This is a genomic window from Halalkalibacter sp. APA_J-10(15) (assembly GCF_023017105.1).
In the GTDB taxonomy this organism is placed as follows: Bacteria; Bacillota; Bacilli; order Bacillales; family Bacillaceae_D; genus Halalkalibacter.
Map to the genome: position 1 here is coordinate 172,925 of NZ_JALKEV010000004.1, position 15,479 is coordinate 188,403.

General features: G+C 37.7%; 17 protein-coding genes and 1 other annotated feature. Of the genes, 8 read left to right on the forward strand and 9 right to left on the reverse strand.

Annotated elements, in window-relative coordinates; all coding sequences use genetic code 11:
- The first annotated feature begins 134 nt into the window (after positions 1-134).
- On the forward strand, positions 135-683 hold the full coding sequence (locus MW695_RS06645) for an RDD family protein (RefSeq protein WP_247104352.1): 549 nt from the start codon (positions 135-137) through the stop codon (positions 681-683).
- A gap of 162 nt (positions 684-845) precedes the next feature.
- Here MW695_RS06645 and MW695_RS06650 read toward each other — a convergent pair whose 3' ends face one another.
- The 4 genes from MW695_RS06650 to MW695_RS06665 all read right to left on the reverse strand — a co-directional run bounded on the left by MW695_RS06650 (position 846) and on the right by MW695_RS06665 (position 4,075).
- Positions 846-1,559, reverse strand: a complete 714-nt coding sequence (locus MW695_RS06650; protein WP_247104353.1) for a hypothetical protein — start codon at positions 1,557-1,559, stop codon at positions 846-848.
- Positions 1,543-2,433: an ATP-binding cassette domain-containing protein gene (locus MW695_RS06655; RefSeq protein WP_247104354.1), complete on the reverse strand. Its 891-nt coding sequence runs from the start codon at positions 2,431-2,433 to the stop codon at positions 1,543-1,545. The genes MW695_RS06650 and MW695_RS06655 overlap by 17 nt, the downstream gene beginning before the upstream one ends.
- The gene (locus MW695_RS06660) at positions 2,430-2,804 is read right to left on the reverse strand and encodes a GntR family transcriptional regulator (RefSeq protein ID WP_247104355.1); all 375 of its coding nucleotides are present in this window, start codon (positions 2,802-2,804) and stop codon (positions 2,430-2,432) included. Before MW695_RS06660 ends, MW695_RS06655 begins: the two co-directional genes overlap by 4 nt.
- A 431-nt stretch (positions 2,805-3,235) precedes the next feature.
- On the reverse strand, positions 3,236-4,075 hold the full coding sequence (locus tag MW695_RS06665; RefSeq protein WP_483299848.1) for a phosphotransferase: 840 nt from the start codon (positions 4,073-4,075) through the stop codon (positions 3,236-3,238).
- 263 nt (positions 4,076-4,338) lie between these two features.
- On the opposite strand from MW695_RS06665, the gene MW695_RS06670 reads away from it, so the two are divergent.
- Positions 4,339-5,163, forward strand: a complete 825-nt coding sequence (locus MW695_RS06670) for a DUF368 domain-containing protein (RefSeq protein ID WP_247104357.1) — start codon at positions 4,339-4,341, stop codon at positions 5,161-5,163.
- Positions 5,164-5,371: 208 nt separating this feature from the next.
- Here MW695_RS06670 and MW695_RS06675 read toward each other — a convergent pair whose 3' ends face one another.
- Together MW695_RS06675 and MW695_RS06680 are read right to left on the reverse strand one after the other, a co-directional pair.
- On the reverse strand, positions 5,372-6,031 hold the full coding sequence (locus tag MW695_RS06675) for an HAD family hydrolase (protein WP_247104358.1): 660 nt from the start codon (positions 6,029-6,031) through the stop codon (positions 5,372-5,374).
- A gap of 249 nt (positions 6,032-6,280) precedes the next feature.
- Positions 6,281-7,123, reverse strand: a complete 843-nt coding sequence (locus MW695_RS06680; RefSeq protein WP_247104359.1) for a polysaccharide deacetylase family protein — start codon at positions 7,121-7,123, stop codon at positions 6,281-6,283.
- 114 nt (positions 7,124-7,237) lie between these two features.
- Between MW695_RS06680 and MW695_RS06685 the strand changes: the two genes are divergently transcribed.
- The gene (locus MW695_RS06685) at positions 7,238-7,951 is read left to right on the forward strand and encodes an AAA family ATPase (protein WP_247104360.1); all 714 of its coding nucleotides are present in this window, start codon (positions 7,238-7,240) and stop codon (positions 7,949-7,951) included.
- 110 nt (positions 7,952-8,061) lie between these two features.
- On the opposite strand, the gene MW695_RS06690 is transcribed toward MW695_RS06685, so the two are convergent.
- Complete coding sequence (locus MW695_RS06690) at positions 8,062-8,415, reverse strand: hypothetical protein (protein ID WP_247104361.1); 354 nt, start codon at positions 8,413-8,415, stop codon at positions 8,062-8,064.
- 151 nt (positions 8,416-8,566) lie between these two features.
- Between MW695_RS06690 and MW695_RS06695 the strand changes: the two genes are divergently transcribed.
- The 3 genes from MW695_RS06695 (at position 8,567) to MW695_RS06705 (ending at position 11,855) form a co-directional block, all read left to right on the forward strand.
- Positions 8,567-9,547 (forward strand): ketoacyl-ACP synthase III, encoded by a 981-nt coding sequence (locus MW695_RS06695; RefSeq protein WP_247104362.1) that lies wholly within the window; start codon positions 8,567-8,569, stop codon positions 9,545-9,547.
- 43 nt (positions 9,548-9,590) lie between these two features.
- Positions 9,591-9,843, forward strand: a binding site (T-box leader).
- A gap of 55 nt (positions 9,844-9,898) precedes the next feature.
- Complete coding sequence (locus MW695_RS06700; RefSeq protein ID WP_247104363.1) at positions 9,899-10,900, forward strand: tryptophan--tRNA ligase; 1,002 nt, start codon at positions 9,899-9,901, stop codon at positions 10,898-10,900.
- A 121-nt stretch (positions 10,901-11,021) separates the two neighbouring features.
- Positions 11,022-11,855 carry a pentapeptide repeat-containing protein gene (locus MW695_RS06705; protein WP_247104365.1) on the forward strand — a complete coding sequence of 278 codons (834 nt, stop codon included), beginning with the start codon at positions 11,022-11,024 and terminating at the stop codon, positions 11,853-11,855.
- Positions 11,856-12,133: 278 nt separating this feature from the next.
- Here the strand turns inward: MW695_RS06705 and MW695_RS06710 are convergent, their stop codons facing one another.
- Positions 12,134-13,189 (reverse strand): LLM class flavin-dependent oxidoreductase, encoded by a 1,056-nt coding sequence (locus MW695_RS06710; protein ID WP_247104367.1) that lies wholly within the window; start codon positions 13,187-13,189, stop codon positions 12,134-12,136.
- A gap of 146 nt (positions 13,190-13,335) precedes the next feature.
- On the opposite strand from MW695_RS06710, the gene MW695_RS06715 reads away from it, so the two are divergent.
- Positions 13,336-13,701, forward strand: coding sequence for a hypothetical protein (locus MW695_RS06715; RefSeq protein WP_247104368.1), 366 nt, complete (start codon positions 13,336-13,338; stop codon positions 13,699-13,701).
- A gap of 169 nt (positions 13,702-13,870) precedes the next feature.
- Entirely contained in the window at positions 13,871-14,176 is a 306-nt protein-coding gene (locus tag MW695_RS06720; RefSeq protein WP_247104370.1) for a Dabb family protein, read from the forward strand.
- A gap of 144 nt (positions 14,177-14,320) precedes the next feature.
- On the opposite strand, the gene MW695_RS06725 is transcribed toward MW695_RS06720, so the two are convergent.
- Complete coding sequence (locus tag MW695_RS06725) at positions 14,321-15,208, reverse strand: hypothetical protein (RefSeq protein ID WP_247104372.1); 888 nt, start codon at positions 15,206-15,208, stop codon at positions 14,321-14,323.
- Positions 15,209-15,479: the final 271 nt, after the last annotated feature.

Sequence of the window (15,479 nt, forward strand, 5' to 3'; positions counted from 1 at the left end):
AACAACAAAATAAAAATACCAAACCCCTTCCGAAATCCTTTAAACATTTACGATCTTTAAGCCAATATCGTTTTATCTACCTAGTCGTGATAAAATAAAACCATCAATCCATGCTATGAGAGGAGTTCAAATAAATGATTCCAAGACAACAATTAAACGCTACATTTCCCCTCCGGTTAAAAGCATTTATGATTGATTATTTATTTATCCTTATATACATGGCTACACTTTTTATCATTAGTACGTTTCTATTTCCTAACATTCAAGAGCTTTATACACATTCACTATTCTCAGCTCAACTCACTGGTTTTTTTATGCTCACCGTTCCCGTGTCAGTCTACTTTATCATTTTTGATTCGAACATAGTCGGGCAGTCTATTGGTAAGAAGAAGCTCGGTATAAAAGTAGTCAATCATTACGGGGAAGCTATCTCACTTTCACAGTCAGCTTTACGAGTCATTTTGAAGTTTTTACCATGGGAGCTATCTCACTTTCTTGTTTATCGACTAATCTATATAGGTGATGGTGATATACCTTTTTTATATACAATAATCGGTATTCTTATCTATGCACTTATTTTTGCTTATTTATTAACTGCCATCTTTACGAACAAGAAGCAATCCCTGTATGATCTTATTGTTAAAACAGAAGTCATTCAAACGAAATCATATTCAAACCATTAATAACTTAAATATGTAGCATTAGCTTTAAAGTAACAAGGAATGTATACAATTACTTTGTCAAAACTATATTAAAACACTAGTTATCCACAAGATTATGTTTTATTTTCCTAAACAAAAAAATCGTTCGGCTCATCTATCTCCGAACGATTTAGCTTTGTCCATCTATTCCAACTTAATCCTTACCCGTTTCATTATACGGCGAATAATGGTTAATCCAACTCCAATTAATACAGCCGTTCCGATAATGGACCACCCTATTGAAAGATCCGGAATGGAAAAAGGTAGATAAGTCGTCGCTAATTCGCTTAATTCTCTTTCCCATAGAATATCAATTAGTGCAATAAAGACAAGCGCAATGACAACGAAGCCCATACCACCCCAAGCACCAAATCGATAGAACCCCATCGCAATCATCCAGCCAGCAATATTATAGCAAATTAAGATTAAACTTAGCACAACTATTGGAATGAGCCAACTTGATTGAGACTCAATAAAAGAGACATCGTTAGCTCCTGAAAACGTTTCAAATAATTGTAAAATAGCTGATAATATAGCTGCGATGATCATTAGACTAAAGGCTATACCTACAGAGGCAATGGCCGAACTGATCATATAGTCTTTTCGAGTCATTCCATACCTCACAAAATGACTAAGCATAGCCAAAGGAAAAATAATACCAATGACAAGCATGTAAATCTTTGATGGCTCATAATAGAAATTCATCAGTCCTATATTCGCTTCTCGAACGTCCGGAAAGAACATACTACCAAAATAAATGAGAAGAACAATTGGCATATACCATAAAGACCATTTCATTTGAATGGAGAAAATATCTTGTGACAACTTAGCAATAACTTCTTTACTGTTTGTTTTCATGATGCCCCTCCTCTTCTGTTAAATGAATAAATAGCTCCTGAAGAGAAACGGGGCCAATCTCAAGACCAAGCTCTTCAGCTAAACGTACTTCCTTTTCAGTTAACTCTCCGTACACCATTACTGATTTTGTACTTCCAAGCTGCTTCCTACTTAGCTGATTCATTCCATTTACAAACTGATCAACGTTGTTCGCCTCACCTGTTATAGATGCCCCACGACTAATGATCTCGTCGTAGGGTTCATCTACTAGTAAAGCTCCTCGATCTAGAATCAGCACATGATCAAATAAATAATCCATCTCCGAGACGAGATGTGTCGACAAAATCATTATTCGTGGATGTCGTGCTTGTTCCTCTAAGACTTCTTTATAAAATAATTCTCTCGTAGGTGCATCCATTCCACGGTAGGATTCATCAAAAATCGTAATAGGTGAACGGCTAGCTAACCCAATCGTCACATTTAAGGCGGACTGCATCCCACTCGACAGCTTCTTAATAGGTTTATCCAAAGGTAATTTAAATCGAGCAGCCAAATCCTTCGCATACTCTCGATCAAAGGTTAATCGATAACGCTCTGCGAAATCAAAATAGCGCTTAATTGGCTCATATTCCTCACTATAATCTGTTTCATAGACAAAATTGACATGGGGCATGATCCTTCTATTTTCAAATGGATCTTCTCCACCAATCTCAAGAGTCCCTGATGATCGTTCCATGAATGAAGATAGGATCGAAAGCAAAGTCGTCTTTCCCGCCCCATTCCTACCAATCAAGCCATATATTTTGCCTTGTTCAAGTGAAAATGAGACATCCTTTAATGCTTCGAATTCTTTATATTGAAGTGAGAGGTTGGTTGCTTTTACATTAAGATTCATTTACTTTCACGCTCCTTTACTTTGCGAATCATTCGATTTATTTCCGCTTCTGTTAAATCTAATTTTTCAGCTTCTTCTATCATCGGTAAGACGTATTGACTTTCAAATAACCCTTTACGTTGTTCGACTAACTGCTCCTTGGCTCCCTCTGCGACAAACATACCGACACCTCTTTTCTTATAAATAATCCCTTCATCCACTAATAAATTGATCCCTTTAGAAATGGTAATATGATTCACCTTGTAAAAATGAACCATTTGTGTCGTTGATGGAATCTGTTCATGCTCCTGCAATTGCCCCTTAAAAATCTGATCCTCGATCTTTTCTTTAATTTGCAAAAAGATCGGCTTCTTATCGTGAAATTGACTCAACCATCCTCACCACCTTTTTCTCAACCACACCCCACTCATTTATATGGTTATATAGTTATGTATATAAGTATATGTCAGTGAGATGAAAAATGTCAATGAATGTTATTAACATTTTCTAAATGTTGGTGAAATAAGTATATACACCATACTAAGTAGTGATTAATTGTAGAATGATATTTATAAAAAATCATCTACTTTTTGTATTCGGTCGAACGAAGTATTTTTCTCGATTACATGGTTACTATCCTCCCCCTATATATACTGGAGCATTAATACGATAGGAATGTGGTCTGATTCTATGAGTTCGCCTTTTAGTAGCTTCAAACCAACTAAAAAGCCAAGGATAGTAACCCTTGGCTTAACATCTTTTTCATTTGGTAGTATGTATATTCTCTACTTAATCAGAACAATTATGACTCACAACCGCACCCTTATTTTCCAATTTCCTTTAACTTTGATCGGATCTCCTTTAGTAATAATTGCTTTTCTTCCTCAATTATTCCGTCTCCAGAGAGTTTTCGTGCAGCAATTGGAACTATCCAAGGTTCGATCTCTTCATAGGTCATACCAGTGTGAAAGCTATACTCTTTCATAAATTCATTAATAATGATCTCCCTATTAGCATCAAAAAAATTCATTAACACTTGTGGCGTATCAGAAGGTAAGACGGCATATCGAATCATAAGCACATATTCAGCTATGTCCACTTCAGGATTACCTCTAGCAGCATTTGACCAATCTATCAGTACCGGTTTTTCATTATGAATAAGGATATTGTTCGGATTAGGATCACCATGACAGACTTGATTTTTAACAGGCAAATCGTTCAGAAGAGCTATGACAGCATTCTTTTCGCTCTCTTCAAATTCATTCACACTATTTATCTGATAGATTAAAAATTCTTTTTGTGGCGACATGTCATTATTAGTTAGCTGATGGATTTCACTTAATAGTCGTGCTGTTAATCGAACATTATGCCAATCAAAAACCCTTTCTCTCCTATGATGCTGATCCATTAATCGTTTGAATAAATGCTCTGTCAACGTTTCTCCATAAATACGTTCAAACACAATACCAGGCCGATTATCAAACTCTACTAATTTAAAAGGTTGTGGAACAGGCAAACCAATCCTCCAAGCTATAAGGTGATGATGATACTCTCTTTCAAAATCTCGTTTGCTTGTATTCTCATTGCCTAGTTTAATAACTTTGTTCCCGTCACCCCACTCAGACACTTCTGAGTTACTACCCTCACCTATTCGCTTCCCCAATTGCATATAAACCTTCCTTTCTTTATGGACTATACATAAAAATAGTTTTCTAAAATTCTCATATATATAAAAATACTCACCAGAACAGATAAATCTTTACAAATAGAGCATTTTACAACTCTTAACATGCTGATATACATCGGTGAACCAAGTTATCTCTTTATTATAAATTTCCACAAAAATACAAAATATCCTTCCCACAAAAGCACCTTCCTATGGTAAAGTTAAACAGGAAATATTCTTTTAAGATAGGTGGAAAATGTATGGTGAAATTAATTCTTCGCGGAATGGCTGTCGGCATGACCGAAACTGTACCTGGTATTAGTGGTAGTACTGTTGCGATGATTGTCGGTATATATGAACGATTGATTTATTCATTAAGCATCCTTACAACAAATAAAAGAAAAGAAGCTATACCATTCCTTTTAACCTTTGGTGTTGGAATGGTATTAGGGTTTGGTTGCTCGATATTTATCATTAAGTTTTTATTAGAAACGTATCGCACACCTACTTTCCTTTTTTTCGTCGGTATTATCGTCGGATTTTTACCGTACCTTTGGCACGATACCATTAAACACGCTCAATCAAAATTACGAGTAAAACATTATGTCATCATGCTGTTCTTTTTTGGGATTGTAGTAGGCTCACAAGTGTTAGGTAGCCTTCATTTCATTGATTGGAATCACTTAACCTTTTTCGATTATGTATTCTTTATAATCGCCGGATTCATTGCTAGTACAGCTCTCGTCCTTCCTGGAATTAGTGGTGCGCTAATTTTAACTATTTTAGGCTTATATGAAGCAATGACCGCCTCTCTCATCGCATTAAATTGGCCGATTCTTTTTGCAGTTGGTTCAGGGATTCTTCTAGGAGTATTGTTAACAAGTAAGCTCATTCGCTACTTGTTAAAGCATTATACGTCTGAAACATATTCAGCAATGGTGGGGCTCGTAAGTGGATCGATCTTTGCTATATTAAACGAGCTTGATGGGGTAATAAATAGTCAAGTCATCCTCGCGTCGCTGATTACATTTGTCAGCGGAATTGTATTAATTTTCATCTTACAGCAAACTCAAAAAAAATTGTAACACTTAAGGGACTCTCACGATCAATTTGTGGAAGTCCCTTTATAATAACCAAATAACATCAAGGTAATAGCCCTAATCGTAGTAAAAAATAGGAGCACGACAAAAATCATTAGTCCATTTTGCATACCATCAAAGAGAAGCGCAATGGCTAACATGGGACTACAGACAAATAGAAATGCACCGTATTTTAAATAGTGGTGATTTTTAATCATAGACTATTCACCATATCAATCACATCAGCTAAATCATGAACAACCGCATCTGCTTGAACATCCTCCCATTGATCATCCTTTTTCCAAATTGCTTTCATCCCTACTTGCTGAGCTGCCTTCACATCATTTAGTGGATGGTCACCAACAAATATACATTCACTCGCTTGAACACCAAATCGCTTAATCGCTTTCTTAAATATTCTAGGTTCAGGCTTCTTCATTCCTTCCCATTCCGATACGAAGATCGCTTCAAAATAACCTTCAATTTCTAAAGCACGAATGTTAGCCATTTGAAAGGAGCCATAACCATTTGTAATCATGCCTAATATGAAATTATTACGTTTTAAGTCATCTAGCATTGCCCGTACATTTGCAAATGGAACGCAATGATGCTTGAATTCACTTACATAATCTTGCAGCAGTTCCTCTGCTGACAGGCTATTAATCGAATATTCTTCGACTAATTGCTGATATACTCGATCTTTCCATACGTACCCACGTTGATCTAGCTCGATGAACCTACTAATGTACTGATCCTTTGGAATATGCCCAACATGCTTCACTAGTCTTTCGTATTGATGTTGAATGAATCGAGTTACCGATTCATCTCGATTTAATAACGTCCCATCTAAATCAAACAAAACCGCCTTGACCAATGTATCCCCTCCGAAATTTTTGTATCATGTTACTGATAACCTCTTCCATCTTATCATAGTAGTGAAAGTCTATTCAGCATTGCATGTTTTTCGCATTCAAAAAAGCATAGAGACTTTTCTCTACGCTTTTTCATATCTTAAAAACGTTGTAACGCACGAGGCCAACACCATGTAGATTCGCCTACATTTCTCAATACTTCCCTGCTTATTTCTACCATAATTATAAATTCTGATTCCTAAGTTGAATAATCATCGTGCAAAGGGAACATTCAACAATTCAGGTACTGTCACAAATTCATACCCTTGTTCTTGTAATGTCGGGATAATCTGTCGCAATGATTCGATCGTATTTGTTCGATCACCATCCCAATCTGCTCCATCATGCATTAAGATAATCGCCCCTGGTCCGACATTATCAATAACATTTGTTGCAATGACCTCTGGTGGTTCCTCTTGCCAATCCAACGAATCAACCGACCAACCAATGACAAGATATTGCATTTCTGCTAGCTTTTCAACTAATTCTCCATACAAAAATCCATACGGTGGACGGAATAGGCTTGTTCGATATCCAACGATCTCATTAAGTGCATCCTCCGTTCTCGTCACTTCACGCTCTAACGTTGGAATGTCGCCCTCTTTCACGAGATTAGGGTGGAAATATGTATGATTAGCGATCACGTGACCTTCATTATTCATCCTCTCAACAATTTCAGGATAAGCAACAGCACGAGATCCTAAAACAAAAAACGTAGCTGGCACATTATATTCACTTAGAACATTCAGCACATCCTCCGAGAAGCGAGGATCTGGACCATCATCAAATGTCAGTGCGATTCGATTTGATTCAGTCGGTCCTTGTTGAATAAATGTATCTGGATACTGTTGCTGCAATACGTTCATGTCTACCGGTTGCTGACGATTTCGTTCAGGATCTTCTGGTCCTCCTCTTAAATCAGGGAAATCCTCCTTTTCACGATCCTTCTTCCACCAAAACTGCTGATCCATATCCTCATTTGCAAACACACCACCTGACAATAGTAATCCAAAAACAAACATGGCGATTACAACAAACCATCCACTCTTTTTCATCACTTCATCTCCTAATGATTAGTCATGATTATTATGGATAAAAAAGGTTTCGTTATGCATAGATGAATCACCTCTTACATGTTACGATAAGAAAAAAGACAAACAGGTGATCCAATGTTTTTAAAAAGGGTTCAGCTTCAGCGTGAAAAAATCGATTCTTTTAGACAATATCCTTTTTCCATACCTACTATAAAAAACTTCAATCTACTCGAAATTACGAACGACGTGACCTTTTTCGTCGGGGAGAATGGTTCAGGAAAATCAACTTTACTAGAAGCGATAGCGGATAAGTGTGAATTTAATACAGCAGGTGGTGGAAGAAATCATACATACGATTTACACGCTTCTCAATCAGCACTCGGACCGTACGTTAGGCTTTCATGGATGCCAAAAGCAACAAAGGGTTTCTTTCTTCGGGCCGAATCATTTTACCAATTCGCTTCACACATTGATGACATTGGCGCCACTGACTCATATGGTGGGCTCTCATTGCATGAGCAATCTCATGGAGAATCGTTTTTTTCCCTTTTCACAAATCGTTTTAACGGGAATGCTCTCTATTTATTAGATGAGCCTGAGGCAGCACTCTCGCCACAACGCCAGCTTTCCTTTTTACGAATGATTCATGACCTTGTCACATCAGGGAATAGTCAGTTTATCATCGCTACACATTCACCCATTCTGCTAGGCTATCCAAATGCGACTATTTTAAGCTTCGACAGTCATACGATCCAGGAAGTAGAATACGAGCAAACTGATCATTATCAAGTTACGAGCTACTTTTTACAAAATCGAGAGCGTATGCTAAAGGAATTATTTGAGGATTGATCATAGGCGACATCTATAAACATATTAAGGCACTGAAAAAGGATATATCAACTTTTTCAGTGCCTTCTCCTACTAGTCGATTATTATCACGATGAGCAACATTCAAACTATCAAAGCTCCACACTTAGAGCACGAACAATTGGTGGATCTGATAGCAAAGTCGTTTCCGTTGTCTCTACCTTGATTCGATCACCAATATCCATTGTATCTCTTAACTCTACGAATGAAATAGTACTCCCATCTGAAATTAATTTCGTTTCATGATCGATTATGATCGTAACTTGATTATATTTTGAAAACAAATTTGCCTTAATTTCAACACCTAGAACCTCCTCCCCTTCTATATGTATATTAGTTACTTTGCCCATCAAGTTTTCATTAGCGACATTCCATTGATATACGATATACAATCCAAAGATGAGCATACATACTGTAATAATGACATGTAATCGCTTTTTACTCATATGACCTTCAATCCTTCCTTTTTCATATTTACAGCATCATGAATGATTCTCTCTTCTCACAGAAATTCCTTTTTATCAACTCGTTTTAGTACCAGATACTAATATCTAGTGCTATAATTAATTCAATCCAATAATTAATGAGGTGAAATGAATGCAATCGAAAGCGCGTATTACCGCAATTGGCTCATATGTTCCAGCGAAACGATTAACGAATGCTGATTTAGAGAAGCTAGTCAAAACAAATGATGAATGGATCGTCAAACGAACGGGCATTAAGGAAAGACGCATCGCTAATGACGATGAATTTACTAGTGACATTTGTGTGAAAGCTGTTGAGAATTTAATCACAAAATATGATAAAGCAATCAATGATGTCGATATGATCATTGTCTGCACACTAACGCCTGACTTCAAAACACCTAGTGTTGCCTCACTCGTTCAAGCGAAACTAGGCATACCACACACAGGTGCCATCGACTTAAACGCTGCCTGTGCAGGCTTCACCTATGGACTGCATATCGCCAATGGTTTAATTACAGCAGGCTTAAACAAAAAGGTGCTTGTTATCGGGGCAGAAACGTTATCTAAAATCGTTGATTATACTGACCGAACGACTTGTATATTATTTGGGGACGGAGGCGGAGCCGTACTTGTCGAACATCATGAACAAGCAGATAGCTTTCTTGCCTCTCATTTAGGATCTGAAGGGGAAATGGGGAAGCATTTATACGCGACGAACCTTTCTACAAAAATGTCAGACGAAGCTTTATCCTCATCAGGGAAGGTTGTACAAAATGGTCGTGACGTATACAAATGGGCTGTCAATACAGTACCGAAAGGAATGAGATCCTTACTCCATCATACATCCTATACTCTGAATGATATAGATTGGTTTATCCCACATAGCGCTAATTTGCGTATGATTGAATCTATTTGTGAAAAAAGCCCGTTCCCTATTGATAAGACCTTACACAGCCTCGTTTACTACGGAAACACCTCTGCTGCGACCATTCCATTAGCTTTAGATCAGGGTGTAGATGATGGAAAAATAAAAAAAGGAGATACGATGCTACTCTTTGGATTCGGTGGCGGCTTAGCTTATTCTGGCATTCTTTTGAAATGGAGCATATAAACACTTGACTTTTCCATTTTCCTCCTTTAAAATCAACATAATATTTCGAGCAATGAAGAAAAAGAGTAGGCATGGACAACGTTTCAGAGAGCGAATGGGTGGTGAAAATTCGTACAGCGTTTATGTTGAATGGGTTTCTGAGCTCCTAGACTGAACGAACAGTAGGTCTAGCGGATGTCTTACCGATAAAAAAGACTATGTATCGAAACTTCTATTTTGTTTCCGTACAAATTAAGTGCGTTTATGGTATGAACATAAACGAATGAAGGTGGCACCACGGGTTACTCGTCCTTTTGATGGATGAGTAGCCCTTTTTGTCTTTTAATTTTATATTTAAGGTGGGAGGAAGTCATGAAAAAAACCGTACTAACCGGAATTAAACCGACAGGACAAATTCATTTAGGCAATTATATCGGGGCTATTAAGCCAGCATTAGAACTAGCGAAAGCTGCTGACTATCAGCCAGCTTATTTCATTGCCGATTACCATGGGTTAACGAAAATCCATGATCAGAATGAGCTTAAACAACTATCCTATGGAGTTGCTGCCACTTGGTTAGCTCTCGGACTCGATCCAAGTAAAGTTATTTTTTATCGCCAGAGCGACATTCCAGAAATCTTTGAGCTAACTTGGATATTATCGTGCTTTTCATCTAAGGGACTAATGAATCGTGCTCATGCGTATAAAGCGCTAGTCGATCAAAATAACGAACTGGAAAGAGATAATGATTACGGAGTCAACATGGGGACATTCACCTACCCCATATTAATGGCTGCAGATATATTAATGCTCCAAGCTGACATCGTACCCGTTGGAAAAGACCAAATTCAACATATCGAAATCGCAAGAGATATTGCTGAAGTATTCAACCACCAATACGGACAAACATTAAAACTACCCGAATACAAGGTTCAACAACATACAGCCATACTACCAGGCCTAGACGGACGTAAGATGAGCAAAAGCTATCATAATACGATTCCGCTATTTATTCATCCAAACAAACTACAAAAGCTAATTAACAAAATTAAAACCGATTCTCTCCCGCCAGAAGCACCTAAGAACTCAACTACGTCAAGTTTATTTACTCTTTATAAAGAGTTTGCTACTCCTTTAGAAGTGGAAAGCATGAGAGAAAGCTATCAAACTGGTGTAAGCTGGGGCGAAGTGAAAGCAGAGTTATTCCATGTCTTAAATCGATTTTTAGAAGAACCGAGAGAAAAATACAAAGAGCTGATTGCATCACCGCATAAATTAGATGAAATTTTGTTACAGGGAGCTGAAAATGCAAGATCGATAGCAACGCCTTTTCTAAAAGAATTGAAGAGGAAGATAGGGTTTAGTCAAAATTAGGATACTATGTAAGTTAAATAGAGATTTCCTTTTTTCTCACACAAATCCATTCTCTATGAAATTATGCTACACTAAACACAAACTAGTAAAAGTTCATTTTAGTCATAAGGAGTTGAACACATTGAATCGTTCAACAGAATTTCCGATCCCTGAAAGCTTAAGCTCTGATTGCAACAATTGTTTTGGATTATGCTGCGTTGCTTTACCATATGCGAAGTCAGCAGATTTCCCTTTTCATAAGGATAGCGGAGAACCTTGTCGCCATTTACTTGGCAATTATCGCTGTCGTATACATGACCAGTTAAGAGAAGAAGGCTTTCGTGGCTGCTCGGTCTATGAATGCTTCGGTGCTGGTCAGAAAGTTTCACAGCAAACATACAGTCAAAACGATTGGAGAACAAACGGTGATACAGCTAACGAAATGTTTGAAGTCTTTCCGATTATGCAGCAACTACATGAAATGCTACGGTATTTACATGAAGCCTTTGGCCTAGAGATAGCTAAACCATTCCATCATGATATTAAGCTAGCCATTCACGAAATAAATCAGCTAACAAACCTCTCTCCAACTAATATTCTAGCACTTGATATTTCTAAACATAGAGCCAATGTGAATGATGTACTATTGCAAACAAGTGAACGATTTCGTGCCAAAGTAAAACGTAAGAACACTCATCCAAATATCAAGAAAGGCCATGATCTAATAGGTGCTAAATTACGTGGAGCTAATTTAAGCGGTTTTAATTTTAGAGGTGCCTTATTAATTGCTGCAGATTTGCGTAAAGCAGACTTACGTATGGCAGACATGATCGGCGCTGATTTACGAGACGCGAATATCTGTGGAGCTGATCTAAGAGACTGTCTCTTCTTAACACAGGCACAAGTGCAATCAGCAAATGGTGATAAAAATACTAAGCTGCCACAAACCGTTACAACACCAGAGCATTGGTTATGAACGGCTGAAACTACTCTTTCGAAGTGTTTATATACATATTTAATCGATAAAACCGATAGTATAAAACACAGTTCGTTAACTCTTACATTAAATTATCTAAGAAACGAATTCCAGTTAGCTAATTCCTAAAACTCTTATTGCGTAAGAACACTATCCTGATGTATGTAACTCATTGTTCTTTTTTGTACTCAAAAAAAGTGTCTCAAAGTATACATGACTTTATAGACACTCTATTTGAGTTAATAAAGCTTTTTTCTAACAAAATCAAATCAAAGCACTTATTGACCGACATTCTCCTCCCACTTCTTAATCTCTTCTTGGACAAGCGGTGCAACTTCTTTTCCTAATAGCTCAATCGCTCTCATCACTTTTTCATGTGGCATCGATCCGACTGGAACATGTAACATAAAACGAGTGATGCCAACCTCTTTACGTAAATGAATAATTTTTTTCGCAACGGTTTGCACATCACCTACATATAAAGCCCCTTCAAAGCTCCTCGCTGCATCAAACGTATCCCTCGTATATGGGGGCCAGCCTCGTTCACGCCCTAGTTGACTCATGACATACTTTGTTGATGGATAAAAATCATCTGCTGCTGCAGCATTCGTCTCAGCAATAAAGCCATGTGAATGCGAAGCAACTGGTAGTTTTGATACATCATGTCCTGCATGCTCGGCTGCTCGTTTATATAATCGGACAAGCGGTTCAAACTGTAGCGGACTACCGCCTATGATTGCTAATACGAGCGGCAACCCGAGAACTCCAGCACGCACAACCGATTCTGAATTCCCTCCACTGCCTATCCAAACAGGAAGCGGCTCTTGTACGGGTCTAGGGTAAACACCTAATCCTTGAATAGCTGAGCGATGTTTCCCACTCCATGTTACTTTTTCAGATTCACGAATTTTTAACAAAAGCTCTAGCTTTTCATCAAACAGCTCATTATAATCATTCAAGTCATAACCGAAGAGTGGAAATGATTCGATAAAAGAACCTCTACCTGCCATAATCTCAGCTCGACCATTCGAGATCGCATCAACGGTTGCAAAATCTTGAAATACCCGAACAGGGTCAGCGGAAGAAAGTACAGTTACCGCACTTGTTAAACGAATCCTCTCTGTCTGAGCCGCTGCTGCTGCTAAAACAACCGCAGGCGAAGACGCAGCAAAATCGTGACGATGATGCTCACCTACACCAAATACATCCAGTCCAACTTGGTCAGCTAACACGATTTCCTCCACAACTTCTCTAATCCGCTCAGCATGACTCGGCGCTTTCCCATCTTTTAATGTTGGTGTCGTCTCGACAAATGTACTAATTCCTATTTCCATCTATATCCCTCCAATATTTCTATATCAAATTAATAGCGCTCCTTAATCATCAATCAAAATGAACAAATAATCAACTAAGGGGACTTATCTCTTTCTAGCCATGCGTCAATGAGTAAATTATAATAAAAGAAAAGGAGGTGACACAAATGTCAAAAGAACAGCTTGATCGAATGGAAAACTTACTAACACAACTCGTCACATCAGTCGGAAAAACAAATTCAGAACTCCAATCTATGAAAGAAGAACAAGCCTCTATAAAGCACGGACAGGCTTCAATGCAACAGGAACTCTCCTTCATAAAGAAGGAGCAATCTTCAATGCGTGAAGATATTTGTTCTTTAAAAGAAGGGCAGACTTTGCTACGTGCGGACATCCAAGCACATAGAGAAGAAACAAGGTCTCAATACAAAGAAGTTATACAGCGATTAGATAGTATTGAAGCAGATCAAGACCATATTTGGGAGAAAGCTTCTCGAAACGAAAGAGAAATTGCAAAAATAAAAAGACAATAACCCTCTGATTCCACTTCAATTTAACCCATTTCCTACAAATACTAGTACGTTTATAACAGAGTGCTAGTTCTATAGCACTCCGTTCGACATATACATCAAATCAAATAAATCGCTAATCTTCTAAATTTATGCAATAATAAGATTAAACTACTTTGAAGGAGCGATCGATATGGAAAAAGGCACAATCAAGCATATGGCATTTTTCACCCTTAAACACTCTCTTAGCGACCAAGCAACAGAAACATTTTTAAAAGATGGCCAAGCCATTCTAAGTGCAATCCCTGTCGTAAATAATTTTGAAGTATTACGACAGACGAGCCCAAAAACGGACTTTGATTTCGGCTTTTCTATGGAATTTGCTAATCAAGAAGATTACGATACATATAACAATCATCCTAGCCATGTCTCTTTCGTAGAAGAACGCTGGAAAGTAGAAGTTGAACGTTTTCAGGAAATTGACTATACGATTTTATAAGAAAAACGCGACAGCGTCTTTTCTTAATTGCGTTGTACGGAAGCCATTACAAAAGCTCATAAAGAGCCCATTTGACACATCGGATTCACATTCATCAAGAAAAAGCGTTCAAATAATATACGTTGAACGCTTTTTCGCTTCCTATTACTTATGATACGTCTCACTAAGCTTATACCCATCGACATAGGTCACTTCAATTTCAACTGAACCTATCCCTACTTCTTGTAATTGTACATACCATATGTTTGCTTCTTCAACTACACCTTCATCTATAGCAGTATCTGTTTGTAATGAAGAGGAAGATGTTACGGAAGTGGATGTATACCTTGATGATTCGTTTTGTGAATTCATTTCTGATTCGTTCGGGTTCTTTAGAAATGGTTCGATTATTTCGCTTCCATCTTCTAACCGAAACGTCGCGGTAGCGGATTCAATTTCATAGAATGGAAAGAGTGCCTCACTCTCATGAATGGTTGCACTAAACAACATTGGTATATTAGCTCCACCACGCGATGTTGATTTACTCAGTTGAAGTGATTGTCTTTGATATACGTGTTCTGGAATTCTTTCCTCATTTGTCGTTCTGTTCATTCCCCCCTCTGAAACGATTTGATAGACATAACTTTCATTTGGATTTAATCGTAATTCACTTGAATAAATTGTGCCTGCTTCTAATGTCGCCTCTGCTTCATTCCAGTTACTACTATTCTCTTTTCTATACATCATTGTAACATGAGCGTCTTCTCCTATTTCACGAAATGTCCATTCACTCTGCAACACAATTTCTTCTGAAGACGATTCTTCAACTTCTGGACGAAACCTCATATTTGTTACCCACTGGTTCTGTTCATTTAATTCAAGTAACTCACGATCAATAGAAGATAATCGGTTCTCCATATTCCGTTCATTATTGAAATGAAGACCAATTAAATGCTCGACCTCGTTCGATAATTGATTTATATTCACTACTAAATAAATATTAATAAGCACACTAACGACCAATAATCCGAATAACCCTTTCATAGGATTCAAAATACATCTCCCCCCTATGAGGCCATTCTAACATAAAGTTAAACACCCTAAAAAGAACTTGTGTGAAATCTCTACTATACGATCACGAACTAGTAGAATATGACTTCTCTCGAATGGGTAGCAACCTAAACTAAAAGGGGATGCCATATGACCTTCTTGAATCTATCTCGCTTTATCTATGCTTCGTTAGTCACACTCTATTAGCTTACAAAGGTAAAAATAACCCACCCTTGGTCTGACAGGCTAGGTGGATTATTTTCAAAACTATTCA

Excerpts from the sequence above, each read along its gene's own strand:
- MW695_RS06680 (WP_247104359.1), bottom strand. The coding sequence starts at position 7,123 with ATGAAAAAGAGTGGATGGTTTGTTGTAATCGCCATGTTTGTTTTTGGA.
- MW695_RS06650 (WP_247104353.1), bottom strand. The coding sequence starts at position 1,559 with ATGAAAACAAACAGTAAAGAAGTTATTGCTAAGTTGTCACAAGATATT.
- MW695_RS06700 (WP_247104363.1), top strand. The coding sequence starts at position 9,899 with ATGAAAAAAACCGTACTAACCGGAATTAAACCGACAGGACAAATTCAT.
- MW695_RS06690 (WP_247104361.1), bottom strand. The coding sequence starts at position 8,415 with ATGAGTAAAAAGCGATTACATGTCATTATTACAGTATGTATGCTCATC.
- MW695_RS06710 (WP_247104367.1), bottom strand. The coding sequence starts at position 13,189 with ATGGAAATAGGAATTAGTACATTTGTCGAGACGACACCAACATTAAAA.
- MW695_RS06715 (WP_247104368.1), top strand. The coding sequence starts at position 13,336 with ATGTCAAAAGAACAGCTTGATCGAATGGAAAACTTACTAACACAACTC.
- MW695_RS06695 (WP_247104362.1), top strand. The coding sequence starts at position 8,567 with ATGCAATCGAAAGCGCGTATTACCGCAATTGGCTCATATGTTCCAGCG.
- MW695_RS06655 (WP_247104354.1), bottom strand. The coding sequence starts at position 2,433 with ATGAATCTTAATGTAAAAGCAACCAACCTCTCACTTCAATATAAAGAA.
- MW695_RS06720 (WP_247104370.1), top strand. The coding sequence starts at position 13,871 with ATGGAAAAAGGCACAATCAAGCATATGGCATTTTTCACCCTTAAACAC.
- MW695_RS06685 (WP_247104360.1), top strand. The coding sequence starts at position 7,238 with ATGTTTTTAAAAAGGGTTCAGCTTCAGCGTGAAAAAATCGATTCTTTT.
- MW695_RS06645 (WP_247104352.1), top strand. The coding sequence starts at position 135 with ATGATTCCAAGACAACAATTAAACGCTACATTTCCCCTCCGGTTAAAA.
- MW695_RS06670 (WP_247104357.1), top strand. The coding sequence starts at position 4,339 with ATGGTGAAATTAATTCTTCGCGGAATGGCTGTCGGCATGACCGAAACT.